17 protein-coding genes are annotated in these 18,538 nt (G+C 63.6%); 12 read left to right on the top strand and 5 right to left on the bottom strand.

Annotation, left to right across the window (positions count from 1 at the left end):
* The first annotated feature begins 107 nt into the window (after positions 1 to 107).
* The 7 genes from typA to FPZ08_RS16010 all read left to right on the top strand — a co-directional run bounded on the left by typA (position 108) and on the right by FPZ08_RS16010 (position 7,532).
* Positions 108 to 1,922 (top strand): translational GTPase TypA, encoded by a 1,815-nt coding sequence (gene typA / locus FPZ08_RS16040; protein ID WP_146290934.1) that lies wholly within the window; start codon positions 108 to 110, stop codon positions 1,920 to 1,922.
* 136 nt (positions 1,923 to 2,058) lie between these two features.
* A complete protein-coding gene (locus FPZ08_RS16035; RefSeq protein WP_146290933.1) occupies positions 2,059 to 2,679 on the top strand; it encodes a DedA family protein in 621 nt (206 codons plus the stop codon).
* 293 nt (positions 2,680 to 2,972) lie between these two features.
* Positions 2,973 to 3,266: a YggT family protein gene (locus tag FPZ08_RS16030; protein ID WP_146290932.1), complete on the top strand. Its 294-nt coding sequence runs from the start codon at positions 2,973 to 2,975 to the stop codon at positions 3,264 to 3,266.
* 6 nt (positions 3,267 to 3,272) lie between these two features.
* Positions 3,273 to 3,584, top strand: a complete 312-nt coding sequence (locus FPZ08_RS16025) for a DUF167 family protein (RefSeq protein WP_146290931.1) — start codon at positions 3,273 to 3,275, stop codon at positions 3,582 to 3,584.
* A gap of 78 nt (positions 3,585 to 3,662) precedes the next feature.
* The gene (locus tag FPZ08_RS16020) at positions 3,663 to 4,007 is read left to right on the top strand and encodes a hypothetical protein (RefSeq protein ID WP_146290930.1); all 345 of its coding nucleotides are present in this window, start codon (positions 3,663 to 3,665) and stop codon (positions 4,005 to 4,007) included.
* 158 nt (positions 4,008 to 4,165) lie between these two features.
* Positions 4,166 to 6,313: a sodium-translocating pyrophosphatase gene (locus FPZ08_RS16015; protein WP_146290929.1), complete on the top strand. Its 2,148-nt coding sequence runs from the start codon at positions 4,166 to 4,168 to the stop codon at positions 6,311 to 6,313.
* Between the two features lie 664 nt (positions 6,314 to 6,977).
* Positions 6,978 to 7,532, top strand: a complete 555-nt coding sequence (locus tag FPZ08_RS16010) for a dihydrofolate reductase family protein (protein ID WP_146290928.1) — start codon at positions 6,978 to 6,980, stop codon at positions 7,530 to 7,532.
* A gap of 183 nt (positions 7,533 to 7,715) precedes the next feature.
* On the opposite strand, the gene FPZ08_RS16005 is transcribed toward FPZ08_RS16010, so the two are convergent.
* Entirely contained in the window at positions 7,716 to 8,165 is a 450-nt protein-coding gene (locus FPZ08_RS16005; RefSeq protein WP_146290927.1) for a MarR family winged helix-turn-helix transcriptional regulator, read from the bottom strand.
* Between the two features lie 74 nt (positions 8,166 to 8,239).
* Here FPZ08_RS16005 and FPZ08_RS16000 point away from each other — a divergent pair, with 74 nt between their 5' ends.
* The gene (locus FPZ08_RS16000; RefSeq protein ID WP_186767045.1) at positions 8,240 to 8,776 is read left to right on the top strand and encodes a cytochrome b; all 537 of its coding nucleotides are present in this window, start codon (positions 8,240 to 8,242) and stop codon (positions 8,774 to 8,776) included.
* Here FPZ08_RS16000 and FPZ08_RS15995 read toward each other — a convergent pair.
* The 3 genes from FPZ08_RS15995 to ppa form a co-directional block, all read right to left on the bottom strand.
* Positions 8,733 to 9,374: a chloramphenicol phosphotransferase CPT family protein gene (locus FPZ08_RS15995; protein ID WP_146290925.1), complete on the bottom strand. Its 642-nt coding sequence runs from the start codon at positions 9,372 to 9,374 to the stop codon at positions 8,733 to 8,735. The two genes, FPZ08_RS16000 and FPZ08_RS15995, sit on opposite strands and share 44 nt — an antisense overlap.
* Positions 9,371 to 10,756, bottom strand: coding sequence for a serine hydrolase (locus FPZ08_RS15990; RefSeq protein ID WP_186767044.1), 1,386 nt, complete (start codon positions 10,754 to 10,756; stop codon positions 9,371 to 9,373). The genes FPZ08_RS15995 and FPZ08_RS15990 overlap by 4 nt, the downstream gene beginning before the upstream one ends.
* 69 nt (positions 10,757 to 10,825) lie before the next feature.
* Positions 10,826 to 11,359, bottom strand: a complete 534-nt coding sequence (ppa, locus tag FPZ08_RS15985) for an inorganic diphosphatase (protein ID WP_146290923.1) — start codon at positions 11,357 to 11,359, stop codon at positions 10,826 to 10,828.
* A 121-nt stretch (positions 11,360 to 11,480) separates the two neighbouring features.
* On the opposite strand from ppa, the gene FPZ08_RS15980 reads away from it, so the two are divergent.
* The gene (locus tag FPZ08_RS15980) at positions 11,481 to 12,026 is read left to right on the top strand and encodes a hypothetical protein (RefSeq protein ID WP_146290922.1); all 546 of its coding nucleotides are present in this window, start codon (positions 11,481 to 11,483) and stop codon (positions 12,024 to 12,026) included.
* A gap of 21 nt (positions 12,027 to 12,047) precedes the next feature.
* Here the strand turns inward: FPZ08_RS15980 and FPZ08_RS15975 are convergent, their stop codons facing one another.
* Entirely contained in the window at positions 12,048 to 12,488 is a 441-nt protein-coding gene (locus tag FPZ08_RS15975; RefSeq protein WP_146290921.1) for a tellurite resistance TerB family protein, read from the bottom strand.
* A 235-nt stretch (positions 12,489 to 12,723) separates the two neighbouring features.
* Here FPZ08_RS15975 and FPZ08_RS15970 point away from each other — a divergent pair, with 235 nt between their 5' ends.
* The 3 genes from FPZ08_RS15970 to FPZ08_RS15960 are packed head-to-tail and all read left to right on the top strand — an operon-like array spanning position 12,724 to position 18,483.
* Entirely contained in the window at positions 12,724 to 13,530 is an 807-nt protein-coding gene (locus FPZ08_RS15970) for a hypothetical protein (protein WP_146290920.1), read from the top strand.
* Entirely contained in the window at positions 13,415 to 15,073 is a 1,659-nt protein-coding gene (locus FPZ08_RS22425; RefSeq protein WP_246132683.1) for a Y-family DNA polymerase, read from the top strand. Before FPZ08_RS15970 ends, FPZ08_RS22425 begins: the two co-directional genes overlap by 116 nt.
* Positions 15,070 to 18,483 (top strand): error-prone DNA polymerase, encoded by a 3,414-nt coding sequence (locus FPZ08_RS15960; protein WP_146290919.1) that lies wholly within the window; start codon positions 15,070 to 15,072, stop codon positions 18,481 to 18,483. Before FPZ08_RS22425 ends, FPZ08_RS15960 begins: the two co-directional genes overlap by 4 nt.
* Positions 18,484 to 18,538: the final 55 nt, after the last annotated feature.

Here is an 18,538-nt window from a genome sequence, read left to right as displayed (position 1 = left end):
TCGCGGGAGCTGGTGTGCGTTCATCCCGCATGGTTCGTCCGTTGCAGTCCGCCCCTACAAGACGCGGACCCGGTTCTGGGATCATGCCACCCAGAGGCCGACCCCATATGTCCTTGCGCAATATCGCCATCATCGCCCACGTCGACCACGGCAAGACCACGCTGATCGACGTCCTGCTCAAGCAGTCCGGTTCCTTCCGCGAGAATGAACGCGTCGAAGAGCGCGCCATGGACAGCAATGATATCGAGCGCGAGCGCGGCATCACCATCCTGGCCAAGGTTACCTCCCTGCTGTGGAAGGACACCCGCATCAATATCGTCGATACGCCCGGCCACGCCGACTTTGGCGGTGAAGTCGAGCGCATCCTCTCCATGGTCGATGGCGTGGTTTTGCTGGTCGATGCGGCCGAAGGCCCGATGCCGCAGACCAAGTTCGTGCTCGGCAAGGCGCTGGCCCAGGGCCTGCGCCCCATCGTGGCCATCAACAAGATCGACAAGTCCGACGAGCGGCATCTCGAAGTGCTCGAAGAAATCTTCGACCTGTTCATCGCGCTGGATGCGACCCCCGAACAGCTCGATTTCCCCGTGCTCTACGGCGCGGCCAAGCTGGGCTGGATGGCCAACGAGCCCGATGGCGCTCGCGAAAGCCTGGCGCCGCTGCTCGACAAGGTCATCGAACATGTGCCGGCGCCCAAGGTGGAAGAAGGCCCGTTCCGCATGCTGGTCACCACCATCGAGCGCAACCCCTTCCTCGGCCGCATCCTGACCGGCCGCATCTTCTCCGGCTCGGTCAAGGCGGGCGAAGCCATCCACACGCTCAACCGTGACGGCAAGATTGTCGAAAAGGGCCGCGTCTCCAAGGTCCTGGCCTTCCGCGGCCTCGAGCGCAATCCGATCGATGTCGGCGAAGCCGGCGACATCGTCGCCATTGCCGGTCTCGAAACCACGACCGTGGCCGATACGATCGCCGTGCCCTCGGTTACCGTACCGCTGGCCTCCAAGCCCATCGATCCGCCGACCCTGTCGGTGACCTTCCGCATCAATGATGGCCCGCTGGCCGGTCGCGAAGGCGACAAGGTGCAGTCGCGCGTCATCCGCGAGCGCCTGATGCGCGAAGCCGAAGGCAATGTCGCCATCAAGGTGACGCCGGGCACCGACAATGACAGTTTCGACGTGGCCGGCCGTGGCGAATTGCAGCTGGCCGTGCTGATCGAAAACATGCGCCGCGAGGGGTTCGAGCTGACCATCGGCCGCCCCAAGGTGCTGTACAAGGAAGAAAACGGCGTCAAGCTGGAGCCGATCGAGGAAGTCATCATCGACGTCGATGACGAGCATACCGGCGCCGTGGTGCAGAAGCTGACTGAGCGCAAGGGTGAACTGACCGACATGCGTCCCTCGGGCGTCGGCCGCACCCGTATTCGCCTGCTGGTGCCCACCCGTTCGCTGATCGGCTATCAGGCCGAACTGCTCAGCGATACGCGCGGCACCGCCATCTTCAACCGCCTGTTCCATGAATTCGCCCCGTTCAAGGGCGAGCTGGCCAGCCGCCGCACCGGCGTGCTGATTTCCAATGGCACCGGCCAGTCGGTGGCCTTCGCGCTGTGGAACCTGGAAGATCGCGGCCCGATCATGATCGATGCCGGCGTCGATATCTACGAAGGCATGATCATCGGCGAGCATAGCCGCGAGAACGACCTGGAAGTGAATGCGCTCAAGGGCAAGCAGCTCACCAATATCCGCACCACGTCCAAGGACGAAGCGGTGCGCCTGACCACGCCCAAGAAGCTGACCCTGGAACAGTCGATCGGCTATATCGCCGATGACGAATATGTCGAGGTCACCCCCAAGTCGATCCGCCTGCGCAAGATGTGGCTTGACCCCAATGACCGCAAGCGCATGAGCCGCGCCGCCAAGTCGGCTTAGTTAGCGGATACCCCCTCCTAACCTCCCCCTGATAGGGGGAGGAACAGATCGGGGATGTGGCGCGATCTAGTCTGACGCACCGGCCGAATTCCTCCCCTATCAGGGGGAGGCTAGGTGGGGGTATCCGGAGAAAAGCATGACCGACTGGATCATCCAGACCATTTCCGATCTGGGCTATCTCGGCATCTTCCTCGTCATGCTGGCGGAATCGATCTTTCCGCCCATTCCGTCCGAACTGATCATCCCCTTTGCCGGCTTTGCCGCCGCCAATGGGCAGCTCGATTTCTTCGGCGTGCTGGCCGCGGCCACCGTCGGCGCTGTGGTGGGCATGCTGCCGTGGTATTTCGCCGGGCGGCTGTTCGGGCTCGACCGGGTGCGCTGGCTGGCCGATCGCTATGGGCGGCTTTTGACCATGAATGCCGACGAGATCGATGTGGCTGTCGGCTTCTTCCGTCGCTTCGGGCCCATCATCGTGCTGTTCGGCCGGCTGATGCCGATCGTCCGCACGCTGATTTCCATTCCGGCCGGGCTTGCCCGCATGCCGTTGCCGGTCTTCCTGCTCGCCTCGACCACAGGGGCGCTGATCTGGAACACGATCCTGACCCTGGCCGGCTATGTCCTGCATGAGCATTACGAGCTGGTCGAGGTCGTGCTTGATCCGCTGAGCTATATCGTGCTGGCCGGCGTGGTGCTGCTCTATCTCTTCCGCGTCATCACCTGGAAGCCGGCCAAGAAACCGACCACGCCGACACCCTGATCCGTCTCGCAAAATGCAACGCGCCTCGCATTTTGCCACGCCGTCCTGCCGCAGGATGGGAATGTTCACAACACTTTAACGCCTGCAGCCCCGCATTCCGGGCCCGTCCGGTCTGGCACGCTTCGTGCATTGCACCAGCCGTCCGGCAGACTTTGTATTGCGTACCGGATGTCAGTCATTGGGGTCTCGTTCCGTGCGACCGGAGCGGGACCCTCATGCTTTTTGGCCCGCCACTTGTGAGCCGCCCGGCTTGGCCTTACATAGGCGGGCAGTGCCAACCACCCGAGAGCGCCATGATCGCCCTGCTGCAAACCCTGTCGATGATCCTGACCCTGGTCTGGTGGGTCTTCCTCATCATGATCATCATGAGCTGGCTGATCAGCTTCAACGTGATCAATACGCGCAATCAGTTCGTGGCCGGGCTGTGGCGGGTGGTCAATTCCATCACCGATCCGATCCTGCGGCCGATCCGTCGGGTGATTCCGCCGATCAACGGGCTCGACCTGTCGCCGATCATCGTCTTCGTCATCATCTTCTTCCTGCAATCCTTCATCGCCAACGACCTGCCGCGCATGCTGCTGAGCTGATCGGCGGTGGCGGGACAGCCCTATCGGCTCGGCCCTGCGGGGCTGAGCCTGTTTGTCCGCGTCACCCCCAATGCCGGGCGCGATGCCATCGAGGGCGTCGAAATCCGCGATGACGGCAGCTGTGTGCTGCGCCTGCGCGTCAAGGCCGTGCCCGACAAGGGCAAGGCCAATGCGGCGGTCGTGGCGCTGCTGGGCAAGGCGCTGGGCGTGCCGAAAACGGCCATAGTGGTCACGGCGGGCGAGACCAGCCGGTTCAAGACGCTGGCGATCAGCGGCGACGCATCCGTGCTGGCCGCTGCTGTCGATGCGCTCGGCTGAGCGCATTCAGCCGCCGTTCAGTTCGCAAGGCCAATCCTCACTACGGGACTTGCTGGTCCCGAACCGGAGGATTGCAGAATGGAACGTCGTTTGCTGTGCGCCGCAGTCGCGGCCATGACCATGTTTTCTCCCTTGCCCGCCTTTGCCATGAAAGGGATCGATGCCGCACGGAGCTGCGAAGCGCGGCCCGGCTGTAAGGTGATCTATGACAATAGCGGTGGCGACGTGATCGTCATCGTCGTCGATGGCTCGACCATCGTCTGCCCGACGCCGCAAAGCGAATGCGAAGTCTGGACCAGGGTGGGCGGCGCCCGCCTGCCGCATGTCAATGTCGACAGCGTCATGGTCGATCCGGGCCGGACGCCGGGTGGCGGCAAGCCATCGGTCGGCCCCAAGCCCGGTGGCCTCGCGATCACACGCTAGGCCAGACTGCGGCAAAGCATCGCAATATCGATTGCTTAACCAAACAATCCCGCTAAGCTCCGCTTCGGAAGGGGCTCTGGTAGGGCAGGCCGCACCGGTTGGAGGACCGGTACCGGTATTGCGTTGAGTCCCCGGAGGAAAATCTAGAGGGACTTCGAATGACTTTGGCACTCTGGCTGATCGTCCTGTGCGGCGCTCTGTCCATCGTCTATGGCGTTTATACGACCCAGCAATTGCTCGCCGCCGATAGCGGTTCGGCCCGCATGCAGGAAATCTCGGCTGCCGTCCGCGAGGGCGCCTCGGCCTATCTAAAGCGGCAATATACCACGATCGGCATTGTCGGCGTGGTCATCCTGATCGCCGCCTTCTTCCTGCTCGGCATCTATGCCGCCATCGGCTTCCTGCTCGGCGCGGTGCTGAGTGGCGCTGCCGGCTTTATCGGCATGAATGTGTCGGTGCGCGCCAATGTGCGCGTGGCCCAGGCCGCCGTCTCCTCGCTCGGCAAGGGGCTGGACCTGGCCTTCAAGTCGGGCGCGGTTACCGGCATGCTGGTGGCGGGCCTCGGCCTGCTCGGCGTCACGCTCTATTTCATCGTGCTGACCCAGATGCTGGGCTTCGATCCCACCAGCCGCACCGTCATCGATGCGCTGGTCGCCCTCAGCTTCGGCGCCTCGCTGATTTCCATCTTCGCCCGTCTCGGCGGCGGCATCTTCACCAAGGGTGCCGATGTGGGCGGCGACATGGTGGGCAAGGTGGAAGCGGGCATTCCCGAAGACGATCCGCGCAACCCGGCCACCATTGCCGATAATGTGGGCGACAATGTCGGTGACTGCGCCGGCATGGCCGCCGACCTGTTCGAGACCTATGTGGTGACCATCGTCGCCACCATGGTTCTCGCGGCCATCATCCTGCCCGATGCGTTCAAGCTCATCGGCATGGTACTGCCGCTGGCCATTGGCGGCGCCTGCGTCGTGACCTCGATCATCGGCACCTATTTCGTCAAGCTCGGCGCCGACAACAACATCATGGGCGCCCTCTACAAGGGCATCATCGCCACCGGCGTGCTGTCGCTGGTCGCGCTGCTGCCGGTGCTGTGGCTGATCTTCGGCGACATGAACACGGTCGTCGAAGCCAGCGACAAGACCTTCACCCCGTGGAGCCTGTTCTGGTGCGGCGTGGCGGGCCTGGTCATTACCGGCCTGATCATCGTCATCACCGAATACTATACCGGCACCAACCGCCGCCCAGTGAATTCCATTGCCGAAGCCTCGGTTACCGGCCATGGTACCAACGTCATCCAGGGCCTCGCCGTGTCGCTGGAATCGACGGCCCTGCCGGCCATCGTCATCATTGCCGGCATCATCGTCACCTATAACCTGGCGGGCCTGTTCGGCATCGCCTTCGCCGTCGCGACCATGCTGGCTCTGGCCGGTATCGTGGTGGCGCTCGACGCCTTCGGTCCGGTCACCGACAATGCCGGTGGCATTGCCGAAATGGCCGGCCTCGACAAGGAAGTGCGTCACAATACCGACGCGCTCGACGCTGTCGGCAACACCACCAAGGCCGTCACCAAGGGCTATGCCATCGGTTCGGCCGGCCTCGGTGCGCTGGTGCTGTTTGCCGCCTATACGCAGGACCTGATCTACTTCTCGGCCAATGCGGTGGAAGGCTCGATCTTCTTCGGGCTGGGTTCGCTCAGCTTCTCGCTGGCCGATCCCTATGTGGTCGTTGGCCTGCTGTTCGGTGGCCTGCTGCCGTTCCTGTTCGGCGGCATGAGCATGACCGCGGTGGGCCGCGCCGCCCAGTCGGTCGTGGTGGAAGTGCGCCGCCAGTTCAAGGAAAAGCCGGGCATCATGGCCGGCACCGACAAGCCCGACTACGGTCGGGCCGTCGACATGCTGACTAAGGCGGCGATCAAGGAAATGATCGTGCCGAGCCTGCTGCCTGTGCTGTCGCCGATCGTGGTGTTCTTCGTGATCTTCTGGATCGCGGGCCCCGGTGCCGGCTTCTCGGCTTTGGGCGCCATGCTGATGGGCGTCATCGTCACCGGTCTTTTCGTGGCTATCTCCATGACCGCCGGCGGCGGCGCCTGGGACAATGCCAAGAAGAGCTTTGAAGACGGCTTCACCGACAGCCACGGCGTCAAGCACCTCAAGGGCGGCGACGCCCACAAGGCCTCGGTCACCGGCGACACCGTCGGCGACCCCTACAAGGACACGGCCGGCCCGGCCGTCAACCCGATGATCAAGATCACCAACATCGTGGCCTTGTTGCTGCTGGCGGTGCTGGCGCATCTGGGGGCCTAAGCGCCGATACAGCCCTCATGGTGAGCCTGTCGAACCACGAGGGCGGTCGGACTGGAATGAAGAAGGCCCGGGAGCAATCCCGGGCCTTTGCTTTGAAGAAGTCGCACCATTTCGCCCCACCCCCGATGTCATCCCGGCCTTGAGCCGGGACCCATCTCGAGATCGCGCTACAGCCGCAAGGTGGATCGCCCGACCACTGGGCAAGCCCCACCATCTCAGGATGGATCCCGGCTCAAGGCCGGGATGACGGTGGTTGGGGAAACGGCAGTGAACTTATCCATCTTATCCCCCTCCCCAAAACTGAGCGTATCCTCCTCCCATCCCTCCGCATGGGCGGCCTGCAGGCGAACAGTGGTGGAGGGGGCTGGGCGCGGCTCGCCGCTGCGCAGGTCCGAGTCCGGGCGGAAGCGTGTGCGCGACCCCCGTACTGTTCCAAAAACCGGCACCCCGAGACGGCTTCCGTCTCATATTAAAAATACCTCAGGGGCGAAGGCCGTCTCGGGGTTCGCTCGTTGTCATCCATACGCGACACCGGAGGCCGGATGGCCATCCAGGCGAACGCGTTGCAAAAAACTTCGCGGCAAAATGTCGAAGTCCTGTTGCCCCGCTCGTCGCCCTGTCAGATGGCGGCCGGGAGGGTTGCCAGACACACGGGAGAATACCAATGCGTAAACTGACTGCAGGCCTGTTCTATTCCATCGATGGCGTGGCCGAGGCCCCGGACCAGTTCCAGTTCGATAGTTTTGACGACGAATTGGGCGCGCTGCTCGGCAGCGTCATGGGTGATGTCGATACGGTGCTGCTGGGCCGCAAGGGCTATCAGGAATGGGCGGGCTACTGGCCCAATGCCGGCGAGGACATGGATTTCGGCGCCTATATCAACAATGTTGCCAAATTCGTCGCCTCGCGCACGCTGAAACAGGCCGATCTCGCCTGGCAGAATTCCACCCTGATCGAGGGCGATCTCGAAGCGTTCGTGCGCGATCTCAAGCAGCAGCAGGGCGGCACGATCGCTGCGATGGGCGGTCTGTCGCTGGTCAGCCAGCTCACGCTGGCCGGGCTGCTGGATGAATTGACCCTCATCGTCCACCCGGTCATTGCCGGCAAGGGCAAGCGCCTGTTCGAAGACGGCACGCCCACCACGCGGCTGGAGCTCATCAACAGCCAGATCACCAGCAAGGGCAATGCCGTGCTGACCTATGGCAAGCGGGCGGATTAACACATCGCCCTTCCCCTCTCCCCTTGTGGGAGAGGGACGACATTTCTGCGTTCAGCAGAAATGTCAGGGTGAGGGGTTCTGCGTCATCCCATGCTTCGATGACTGTGGAAGCAACCCCTCATCCGCCCTTCGGGCACCTTCTCCCGCAAGGGGAGAAGGGAGATCTTGCGCGGTGTGGGTAACTCATGATCCGAGGTCGGCATCCTGCGCTTCCAGCACGGCGATGACGCGGCCGAGCAGGCCCAGGAATTGCTGCCGCTCCCCGGCATCGAGCTGTTCCAGCGCCAGTGCATTGATGGCACTCACCACGCGCTCCACTGTTTCCACCTTGCCCAGCGCCAGCGGCGTCAGCGCCACCAGGGCGCTGCGTTTATCCCCGGGGTCCTGCCGCCGGTGTATCATACCGTCGCGTTCCATACGCTTGAGCGTGGCTGCCATGGTGGGCTGTTCCACCGCGGCGCGGCGGGCCAGCTCCTTCTGCGTCAGCGTGCTGCCATCGGCCAGGGCAAACAGCACCGGCATATAGGCCGGGGCGATGCCTGTCGGGGCGAGCTGCCGCTCCAGTTCGCGGCTGAACAGGCGCGCGGCCCAGTTGGCCATGTAACCGGCGGAGGTTTCGCGGGTCAGGACCATTTACATAGCTTGCTATCTAAATACATAGTGTGCTATCTATAACGCCTCAGCCAATGCCCCGCAAGGAGCCTGTCATGCCGCTCACCAGCAGTCCGACCCGCTATGGCAGTGTCGCCATCGCCATCCACTGGATCACCGCCCTGGCCATTCTCGGCATGCTGGCCAGCGGCCTCACCGCCGCCAATACAGAGGACGAGGCGGTCAAGCTCACCCTGTTGCGCGGCCACGCTATCACGGGCGCACTGATCGGGGTGCTGACGCTGTTGCGCATTGTGTGGTGGCTGTTCCTCGACCGCCGACCGGCCGATGCAACCGGCCTGTCGCGTGGGCAGGTTCTGGCCTCCCACGTCGTCCATTACGGGCTCTATGCCGTCATTCTCGTCATGGTTTCGAGCGGCATTGCCACGCTCATCCTCAGCGGCGGCGGGGCGCAACTGGCCGGCGCCGCGCCGCTGCCACTGCCCGATTTCACCCTGGCGCCGCCCTTCACCGTGCATGGTCTGCTGGCACGGGCGCTGATCGTGCTGCTGATCGGCCATATCGGAGCGGCTTTGTGGCACCAGTTCGTCAGGCGCGGTCGCCTGCTGGCGCGGATGGGGCTGGGCTCATAGCGGCGAGCTTTTCGAAGGCGCGCTGCTCTGGGGGATTGGCCAAAGCCGCAGCAATGGCCTGCGCGCAGGCCTCCGGGGGCGTCGTGCCGGTATCGACCACAAGGTCGTAAATGCCCGGTACATGCACCGCTTCCTGCCAGCGGCGCACCGGGTCGGGTACGCCCTCGCCCGCCGCATAAAAGCCGCCCTGCGGATCGGCATTGCGGCGGCGCATGATGGTTTCGATGGGGCAGAGCACCCCCACGAACAGCACATCGAGTCCGACCATGCGCCGGGCGCAGGCCGGCAGGATGCCGAGCGGGGCCGAATAGAAGTCGTGATGGCCAAGGTCGGCCACCACGTCGAAACCCTGCCGCGCATGGGCGGCGATGGCGTCGTAGAGCGCAGAAAAGAGCCGCACCACGTCAGGCTCCAGTTCGGGCATTTCCCCGCCCGGCCGCAAACCTATCCCCGGCAGCAGTGCTGGCGGTAGACTGGCATTCTGGGCATCGACGCCCAGATTGATCCAGTGGCCCGGCAATTGCGCCTGCATGGCCTTGGCAATGGAGGATTTGCCGGAGCGCGGGGCGCCGTTGAGGATGACGATACGACCGGTCATGGCACGCGGATCGCTGTCATATTCTGTCCGTTCTGGTGCAGCATCAGGCTTGGTGCAGCGCCCTCCACCGGATCGGCAAAGGTGATCTGGGCATCGACCACCCGGAAGAAGAAGCGCTTTTCGCTTTCCGGGAAGATTTCAAAACGCGCCTGCCCGGTCAACTGGGCAAAGAGCTGCTCGCCCTCTGCCGTCACGGTGATGGTGACGCCCGGCGCCAGCAGATATTCGCCGGCATAGGCGGGCAGAATAGCCTTGTCGATTTCGGCGACTTCCCGCGGCGTCGGCTGGGGTCGCAGCGGCAGGGAGGGATCAAGCAGATGCAGGCCGATATCCTCGATGCCGGCCTCGGTCACCATACTGGACAGCACCACGACGCCATTGCCGGTGGTGCGATCATAGCCGGCAAAGCTGCGATAGCCGCCGGTTATGCCATTGTGCCAGGCAATATCGAGGCCGCCTTCGGTCAGGTTGAACCAGCCCAGCCCGATCACCTCGCCCGCTCCGCCGGTGGGCCGCGTGCGCTCCAGCATGATGGCGAAAGCCGGCGCCAGCGGGCTTTCCACCGCGCCGCTGGCGGCAGCGATGAATTTGGCGAGGTCGGCGGTGGTGCTGACCAGCGCGCCGACAGGGGCAAAGGCGTCGAAATCCCAATTGGGCACCGGTTCGCCCGCCGCGTCGTGGCCGGTCGCCATGTCGGCAATGGGGCCGGGCGTCGTGGCAAGGCTGGTCTCGCTCATGTCGAGGGGATCGAGAATCTGCTCCTGCAGCAGCTCGGCATAGGGCTTGCCGCTTACATGTTCGATGGCCTGGGCCAGCAGGGTGACACCGACATTGGAATATTCGAATGTTTCGCCGATATCGCGCGGCAGCTCATATGCGGCGATCCACGCCATCAGCGCATCGGCACCATAGCCCGAATAGGGATTGGCCGCGCCCCTGGCGATCAACTCTTCCGGCAGGCTGGAAAAGCCCGCGGTATGGGTGGCGAGGTCGAAGGCGGTGATCGCTTTGCCGTCGCGTTCGGGCAGTACGGTGCCCGCGGGCAGATAGTCGGTCAGCGGTGCGTCGAGATCGATCTGCCCATCGACCACCAGCTGCGCCAGCAGCAGGTTGGTCATGAGTTTGGTGATCGAGCCGGCCTCGAACACAGTATGCTCGTCGACCGGCGTCGGATCGTCCCTGGACAGCGTGCCATGCGACACGAAGCGCGGCACGCCACCCTCGATCACCGCCACCGATATGGCCACGTTGGCCTGGTCGCGGTCGATGCGGTCGGCCAGGATTTGCGCGATCTCGGCGTCGGATGGCATGTCTGCCGCCTGGGCCGGCAGCGGCATGGCGATCAGGGCGGCGATAGCCAGTGTGGCGAGGGCGCGTTGCATCGGAGCCTCCGGATTGTGCATGAACCGCTTACCGGCATGCACAATCCATGCGGCAGGGATGAGGCCGGCCTACTTGGCGGCCTGGGCCATGGCGATGGAATTGAGGATCACCTTCTTGGCGTCCTCATAGCCGCCGACATGGCTGATCTTGGCCCATTTGCCGGGCTCGAGATCCTTGTAGTGGGTGAAGAAGTGCTTCACGCGCTCGACCTGGATAGCCTGCATGTCGGCGATATCCTTGATCTCGTCATACATGCGGGTCAGCTTCGGCACCGGAAGGGCAAGGATTTTCTCGTCCTGGCCGCCATCATCTTCCATGAACAGCACGCCGATCGGGCGGCAGCGGACGACCGCGCCGGGCACCAGAGGCCGCGAATTCATCATGATGACGTCGAGCGGATCGCCATCGCCGCACAAAGTGTGGGGCACGAAGCCGTAATTGCCCGGATAACGCATCGGCGTATAGAGGAAGCGGTCGACGAACAGCGCGCCACTGGCCTTGTCGATTTCGTACTTGATCGGCTCGCCGCCCATGGGCACTTCGATGATGACATTGAGGTCGTCGGGCGGGTTCTTGCCGGTGGGGATGGCGTCGATATTCATGGTTCAGGTCTCATTCATCGGGGGAGGCGACAAAGTGGCTGCGTTGTGCCCAACCGAGGCCGCAAAGGCAAGCCAGTTTGGCGCAACCCTGCCTGTCCCGTCCTGCCCAGCGAGGAATGTGATGAAACAGATTCTGGCCGCCATGCTCGCAATTGCCGCCCTCGCCACGCCGGCGCAGGCCGCATTCAACAGCGCCTATACCGATCTCGACCTGGACGAATGCCTGGTGCTCGACGCCGATGATTTCGGCGCCAGCTGGGCCTGTCCCGGCTACAAGGGCTATCCGCTGATGGTCAGCGAAGGCGACCTGCGCTTTTCACTGGCCTATGGTTTCAATATCGATCCGTCCGATCGCTGGCAGACATTGCCGCCCTTCAACCGGCTGGGTGAAAAGCTCGAATGGCGGCTCAGCAATGACCTGGGCCGCTGGATGCCGATCGCCACTATCGTGCGCTATCACACCGCCGATCCGGAAACCGGGGTGGACAAGGGGCAGGTGCTGGTGGTGACGCAGCTGGTCGAGGGCAATATGTGCCACATCGCCTATATCGACGCGGTGGCCAATGAAAATGCCAACGAACTGGCGCGCGAGGCGGCCGATAAATCGGGAGATTTCGATTGCGCCAATGACGAGGTCGAGGTCATCGGCACGTTCGAGGCCTATTAATCACCCGCCATTGGAACGCTCTCAAGCCTTCTCGGCGCGACCGACCTGATGGCGCAATATGGTGCGGTCGCGGCTGGACACGCCGATCAGTTCGGCAATGCGCCAGACCATATTGTCTTCCAGCTCGTGGTTCTGCTTGTCGGCAAACACCACCATCCACATCATGCGCACGATTTCGATGCGGTCTTCCATGTCGAGCTGGGTCAGGCCCGAGGTGAATTTGTAGAAATCCACCGCCTCGGCATCACGCATGGCGGCCTCGCGGACCAGTTTATCCACGGCGGCTTCGTCCATGTCATAATGGTCGGCCAGCGCGCCCTTGATGGCGTTGCGCTCCTCGTCCTTCATCTGCCCGTCCACGGCGGCCAGATGCACCAGCAAGGCCGCCACGGCCAGCTTGGGGTCGTGGTTGGACAGCATGGTTTCGGGCTTGTTGAACAGGCGGGTAATAGCCTCGAACATGGCGCAAGCCTCCTTCGGGGAGCGGCAGGAGTGGCGAAAGGGTTGCACGCCGGGAGGCAGGCAGGCGGCAGAATTAGCAGTCCGGCTCCCCGGCGTGAATGGGTGAGGGCCCGGGTCACGCGCTCTTGACCGGGCTTGATGCGCAAGGGCCACACACGTTCACGCGAAAAGGACTCGACTCCGCGGAGATTCGGAGTCTAAATGTTCCCGTTTTGTTCACTTGAGGATTGGTGCGATGCCCGCGCCCGACCAGCAACAGCGCCTTGCCGCGCTGCGGGAAACCATTGCCGATATCGAGCGCAAGCCGGCGCTGGCCGAAGCGCGGATGCTGGTCGAGCAGCAGGGCCATGCCTTTCCGGTGCTGGCCGGCGGCATGCTGCAGGAAATCTTCACCGACGAGCGGCGCAATGCCGGGGCTCTGCTCGGCTTTGCCCTGGCGCAGGCCAAGGGGCTCTTCACCGCGCAAAGGCGGGCCGTCATCTACCTGCAACTGGCCGATGAGGCGCAGAAGCTGGGCCTGCCCTATGGGCCGGGGCTGCTGAGTTTCGGGCTCGATCCCGCTGCGCTGGTGCTGGTGCGGGCGGGCAATATGGGCGAGCTGCTCTGGGCGATCGAGGAGGCCATTGCCTGCCGCGCGGTCGCGGCTGTCGTGGCCGATATCGGCAGCCATTCCAAGCTGCTCGATTTCACCGCCAGCCGGCGGCTCAGCCTGCGCGCTGCCGCCACGGGCGGCTCGATCTTCATGCTGCGCTACGGGCAGGAGCGCGAGGCAAGTGCGGCGCATCTGCGCTGGCGCCTCATGCCCATCCACAGTGCCCGGTCGCGCTATGACGCCAAAGCGCCGGGCCCGCTGCGCTGGCGGGCGGAGCTGGAAAAGGGCGCCCTTATCAGGAACCAGACCGAATTCGTGCTGGGTTGGACGGAAAATGGATTCACAACACTCCCTGCTCAGCGCCGCCATGCAAACCGGCATGCCGGGCGCGCGGCGCTTCCTCGTGCTGTTCCTGCCGCATTGGCCGACGGATTATCTCAAACGGCGTGATAGCCAGCTCAAGGCGCCGCTGGTGCTCTATGAACCCGTCAAGGGCGGGCTGCGTCTGGCTGAAGTCGATGCCGAAGCCATGCGACTGGGCCTCAGCGCCGGGCAGAACCTGGCCGATGCCCGCGCCATGGTGCCCGGGCTGACGGTGCGCGAAATGGATCGCCCGCTGCTCGAAGCGGCCTTTGCCGATTTTGCTGACTGGCATTCCAATGCCAGCCCGCTGGTGGCGGTCATGGACGCGGTTAGTGCTTTCGGCGACCTGGTGCTCGATATTACCGGGGTGGCGCATCTGTTCGGCGGCGAGCGGCCCATGCTGCGCCTGTTGCTGACTCGGCTGCGCGATCTCGGCTATACCGTCGCCGGCGCCATTGCCCCCACCATCGGGGCAGCCTGGGGCATCAGCCATTTCGCGCGCAGCCAGGTGGTGGAAGCCGCCGATCTCGAAAGCGTCCTCGATGCGCTGCCCATCCACGCGCTGCGGCTGACTCCACCCCAGATCGGCGGCCTGACGCAAATGGGGCTCAAGCATGTGGGCCAGCTCCGCCCACGGCCGCGCAAGCCATTGCAGGCGCGGTTCGGGGCGTCGCTGCTGGCCCGGCTCGACCAGGCCTATGGCATGATCGAGGAGCGGATGGTGCCACGCCTGCCGCCGGCCGAGCTTTATGCCGAGCGGCGCTTCGCCGATCCGATCGGGTTGATGGATGACGTGCTGATGACCTGCCATGACCTGGCCATCCAGCTTGCCATTCGCCTCGAAGCCGAAGGGCAGGGCGGGCAGGCCTTCCACCTCTTCCTCTATCGCGTCGATCACAAGGTGATGGCCCTGTCGGTCAATTCGGCGCGGCTGACGCGCGACCCCACCCATATCACCAAGCTCTTCGCCAACCGTTCCGAGCGGCTGGAGGGTGACTATGATGCCGGCTTCGGCATCGACATGATCCGGCTGGCGGTCAGTTCGGTGTCCGAACTCGATGCGGTGCAGCTCGGCGCCTTCTCGCATCAGGGCGTGGCCGAGGATCTCGACCAGCTCAATGACAGGATGAGCAGCCGGCTCGGCACGATGGCGGTGCTGAAAACGCAATTGGTGGCCAGCCACATTCCCGAACAGGCAGCGCGGCTGGTGCCGGCGCTGGCGGCCAATGACGGGTCGCGCGATTCCGGTTGGCCCGTGCCGCCCCGGCCGCTGCGGCTGCTGCCCATGCCGGAACGGGTAGCCATCAATGCCGAAGTGCCTGACGGGCTGCCCGCCTCGATGATCTGGCGGCGCGATAGCTACAAAATCGAAAAGGCCTCCGGGCCCGAACGGCTGGGTGCGGAATGGTGGCGCAGCGGCCAACGGCTGCAACTGGTGCCGCCCGAAAAGCCGAAAAAGGGCGAGACGCCGCCCTATATTCCCAACCTGCCGCAATTCGACCCCGAGGCCGGCACGCGCGACTATTTCGTGGTTGAGGACGCAACCGGCCGCCGCTTCTGGATTTTCCGGCAGGGTTTCCATCGGGCCGGCGAGCCGGCGGTCTGGTATCTGCATGGATTTTTCGCATGAGCCAGGTCGTCGCCTTTGAGCCAAGGACAGGTTCCCGGCACCGGCCGGACCAGCCTGTTGCCGGCTATGCCGAACTGGTATCGACCACCAATTTCTCCTTCCTGCGCAGCGGTTCGCATCCGCAGGAAATGGTGGCTGCCGCCATGCATCTGGGGCTTGCCGCCTTCGGCGTGACCGACCGCAACAGTTTTGCTGGCGTGGTGCGCGGCTATGTGACGGCGCGCGAGCTCAAAGAGCAATTCCCTGATTTCCGCTATCTGGTCGGCGTGCGGCTCTGCTTTGCCGATGGCACGCCCGACATCATAGCCTATCCTACCGACCGGGTGGCCTATGGACGGCTGTGCAAGTTGCTGACCGTGGGCAATCAGCGCGGCGAAAAGGGCAAGCCGCTGCTGTATTTTCCGGACCTCTTCGGGGCGGGCAGCCTGGCCCAAGAACAGGGACCGCCGGAAAATTATGCGCAGGGCCAGCTCTTCATCCTCATGCCCGACGAGAGCAATTGGGGCCTGACGGCCAAGACGCTCGACACATTGGCGCGCCAGGCGCCTGATCGAGTCTGGCTGGCCGGCACGCCGCGCTTCGACGGGCAGGATCGGGCCCGGCTCAACCGGGTCGCCGAGCTGGCGCGGGTGCATCGCGTCAAGATGATCGCCAGCAATGACGTGCTCTATCACGCGCCCGACCGCCGCATGGTGCAGGATGTGGTGACCTGTATCCGCGAGCATCTGACGCTGGAAAGCGCCGGCTGGCGCCTCGCCGCCAATGCCGAACGGCACCTCAAGCCGCCGGGTGAAATGGCCCGCCTGTTCAGCGATCATCCCGAGGCCCTGGCCGAAACCGGGCGCTTCATCGCCCGGATCGGTTTTTCGCTCGACCAGCTCAAATACAATTATCCCGAGGAAACCATCGGCAACGGCGAAACCGCCCAGCAGACGCTGGAGCGGCTGACCTGGGAAGGGGCGGCAAAACGCTTTCCCGAGGGGGTGCCGGACGATATTGCCGCTACGATTCGCACCGAACTTAAGCTGATCGACGAAAAGCTCTATGCCGCCTATTTCCTGACGGTGCGCGACATTGTCCGTTTTGCCCGCTACGAGCGGGACATCCTGTGTCAGGGACGCGGATCGGCGGCCAATTCCACGGTCTGCTATTGCCTGGAAATCACCGAGGTCAATCCGCGCAAGGCCAATCTGGTTTTCGGCCGCTTCATCTCCACCGAGCGGGACGAGCCGCCCGATATCGATGTCGATTTCGAGCATGAGCGACGCGAGGAGGTGATGCAATATGTCTACCAAAAGTATGGCGGCAAACGCACCGGACTGACCGCCAATGTCATCTCCTACCGCTCCAAAAGCGCCATGCGCGAGACCGCCAAGGCCTTCGGCATTTCCGACGATGTGATCAACGCCTTCAACCAGTTGAACTGGGGTTGGGGGTCGAGCGTCGAGCTGGGTAAGGTCCGTTCGATCGGGCTCGATCCTGACGATCCGGTGCTGGCGCAGATGTTCGAGGTCATCAAGGTGCTCAAGGGTTTTCCGCGCCACCTGAGCCAACATGTCGGCGGCTTCGTCATCACCCGGGATTCGCTGGAAAGCCTGGTGCCCATCGGCAAGTCGGCCATGGACAACCGCAATATCATCGAGTGGAACAAGGACGATATCGATGCTTTGGCCATCCTCAAGGTCGATGTGCTGGCTTTGGGGATGCTCACCTGCCTGCAGCGGGCCTTTGGCCTGATGCGACAGCATTATGGGCAAGAGGTGAAGCTGGCCGAGTTGCAGAATGAGGAATACGCGCATCCGGAAAGGGCAAAGCCGGTCTATGAAATGACCCACCGGGCGGACACGATCGGCGTGTTCCAGATCGAGAGCCGGGCGCAGATGTCGATGCTGCCGCGACTGCAACCCAAGGTGTTCTACGATCTCGTGATCGAGGTGGCCATCGTCCGGCCGGGCCCGATCCAGGGCGGCATGGTGCATCCCTATCTAAAACGCCGGCAAGGCATCGAAAAGGTCTCTTATCCCAGCAAGGAATTGGAGGCCGTGCTCCATCGCACGCTGGGCGTGCCATTGTTCCAGGAACAGGCCATGCAGATCGCCATTGTGGGCGCCGGCTTTTCTGCCGGCCGGGCCGATCAATTGCGTCGTGCCATGGCCGCGTGGAAACGCACGGGCCAGATCGAGCAATTCGAGGCCGATTTTCTCGCCGGCATGGCGAAGAATGGCTACAAGCCTGAATTTGCCAGAAGCGCCTTCGACCAGATCAAGGGCTTTGCCGAATATGGCTTCCCCGAAAGCCATGCGGCGTCCTTTGCGCTGCTGGTCTATGCCTCGTGTTGGCTCAAGTGCCATTACCCCGATGTCTTTGCCTGCGCGCTGCTCAATTCCCAACCCATGGGATTCTATGCCGCCAGCCAGCTGGTGCGCGATGCGGTCGAGCATGGCGTCGAAGTGCGGCCGCCCGATATCAACCTGTCAGGCCATGACAGTTCGCTCGAGGCGACGGACTGGCGCGCCAGTGATCATGTCTGGGATCGTCATGCGCCCATGCGCGAGGTCATTTGGTCGAAAAGAGCTTTGCGGCTGGGTCTGCGGGAAGTCGAGGGCCTGGCCAAGAAGGATATCGAGCGGATCGTGGACCTGCGCGGAGCGCGCTATACCTCGATCCGCGATCTGTGGCTGCGGACTGGTGTCCCCATTGCCAGCCTTGAAAAGCTCGCCCGGGCCGATGCCTTTGCCGAGCTTGGTCTTAACCGGCGCGAAGCGCTCTGGGCGGTCAAGGGGTTGATGGGCACGCATGGAGCCGAGTTGCTGCCGCTCTTTGCCGCCACGCAACCGGCTCTGCCCGTGCCCACGGAAGAACCGACCAGGCTGCCGCTGATGCAGTTGGGTGAAGAAGTGATCCACGATTATGCGACGCTGTCGCTGTCGCTCAAGGGGCATCCGGTGCAGTTCCTGCGGCCCATGCTCGACAGGCGGGGCACGGTCCGGGCGGCTGACCTGGGCAAGGTGGTGCCGGGCCGGCGGATCGAGGTGGCCGGCTTGGTGCTGGTGCGGCAAAGGCCGGGCACGGCGAGCGGGGTGATCTTCGCCACGCTGGAGGACGAGACGGGCATCGCCAATATCGTCATCTGGCCCAAACTCTTCGAGAAGGACGAAATGCGCCGGACGCTGCTGGCGAGCCGCCTGCTGGCCGTGCAGGGCAAATTGCAGAAGGAGGGTCTGGTGATCCACCTCATTGCCGAGGACATGGTCGATCTCACCCCGCAATTGCTCGATATCAGCAATGGCCGGGATATCGAAGAAATCGCTCCGCCCCGCAAGGGGCACGATCGCAACAGCCTGCGCGAAGAGGAAATGGCCCGGCGCCGGGCCTATGCCGCGCTGCCGGGTGGCCGCAATTTCCACTAGCCCTTTGTCACATCGCCTTTGCGGAAAACCGGCGCCACTTTTCCGCGCGATGCTC

The sequence above is a fragment of the Devosia ginsengisoli genome (assembly GCF_007859655.1).
Taxonomy (GTDB): Bacteria; Pseudomonadota; Alphaproteobacteria; order Rhizobiales; family Devosiaceae; genus Devosia; species Devosia ginsengisoli.
The sequence above is the reverse complement of the archived record's forward strand: the minus strand, read 5'-3'. Positions and strand labels throughout refer to the sequence as shown.

Bases quoted from the DNA above. Each gene is read 5' to 3' on its own strand.
- FPZ08_RS15970 (WP_146290920.1), top strand. From the start codon at position 12,724: ATGCCCGCGCCCGACCAGCAACAGCGCCTTGCCGCGCTGCGGGAAACC.
- FPZ08_RS16020 (WP_146290930.1), top strand. From the start codon at position 3,663: ATGGAACGTCGTTTGCTGTGCGCCGCAGTCGCGGCCATGACCATGTTT.
- FPZ08_RS16005 (WP_146290927.1), bottom strand. From the start codon at position 8,165: ATGGTCCTGACCCGCGAAACCTCCGCCGGTTACATGGCCAACTGGGCC.
- FPZ08_RS16035 (WP_146290933.1), top strand. From the start codon at position 2,059: ATGACCGACTGGATCATCCAGACCATTTCCGATCTGGGCTATCTCGGC.
- FPZ08_RS15975 (WP_146290921.1), bottom strand. From the start codon at position 12,488: ATGTTCGAGGCTATTACCCGCCTGTTCAACAAGCCCGAAACCATGCTG.
- FPZ08_RS15980 (WP_146290922.1), top strand. From the start codon at position 11,481: ATGAAACAGATTCTGGCCGCCATGCTCGCAATTGCCGCCCTCGCCACG.
- FPZ08_RS22425 (WP_246132683.1), top strand. From the start codon at position 13,415: ATGGATTCACAACACTCCCTGCTCAGCGCCGCCATGCAAACCGGCATG.
- typA (WP_146290934.1), top strand. From the start codon at position 108: ATGTCCTTGCGCAATATCGCCATCATCGCCCACGTCGACCACGGCAAG.
- FPZ08_RS16030 (WP_146290932.1), top strand. From the start codon at position 2,973: ATGATCGCCCTGCTGCAAACCCTGTCGATGATCCTGACCCTGGTCTGG.
- ppa (WP_146290923.1), bottom strand. From the start codon at position 11,359: ATGAATATCGACGCCATCCCCACCGGCAAGAACCCGCCCGACGACCTC.
- FPZ08_RS15960 (WP_146290919.1), top strand. From the start codon at position 15,070: ATGAGCCAGGTCGTCGCCTTTGAGCCAAGGACAGGTTCCCGGCACCGG.
- FPZ08_RS16015 (WP_146290929.1), top strand. From the start codon at position 4,166: ATGACTTTGGCACTCTGGCTGATCGTCCTGTGCGGCGCTCTGTCCATC.
- FPZ08_RS16000 (WP_186767045.1), top strand. From the start codon at position 8,240: ATGCCGCTCACCAGCAGTCCGACCCGCTATGGCAGTGTCGCCATCGCC.
- FPZ08_RS15990 (WP_186767044.1), bottom strand. From the start codon at position 10,756: ATGCAACGCGCCCTCGCCACACTGGCTATCGCCGCCCTGATCGCCATG.
- FPZ08_RS15995 (WP_146290925.1), bottom strand. From the start codon at position 9,374: ATGACCGGTCGTATCGTCATCCTCAACGGCGCCCCGCGCTCCGGCAAA.
- FPZ08_RS16010 (WP_146290928.1), top strand. From the start codon at position 6,978: ATGCGTAAACTGACTGCAGGCCTGTTCTATTCCATCGATGGCGTGGCC.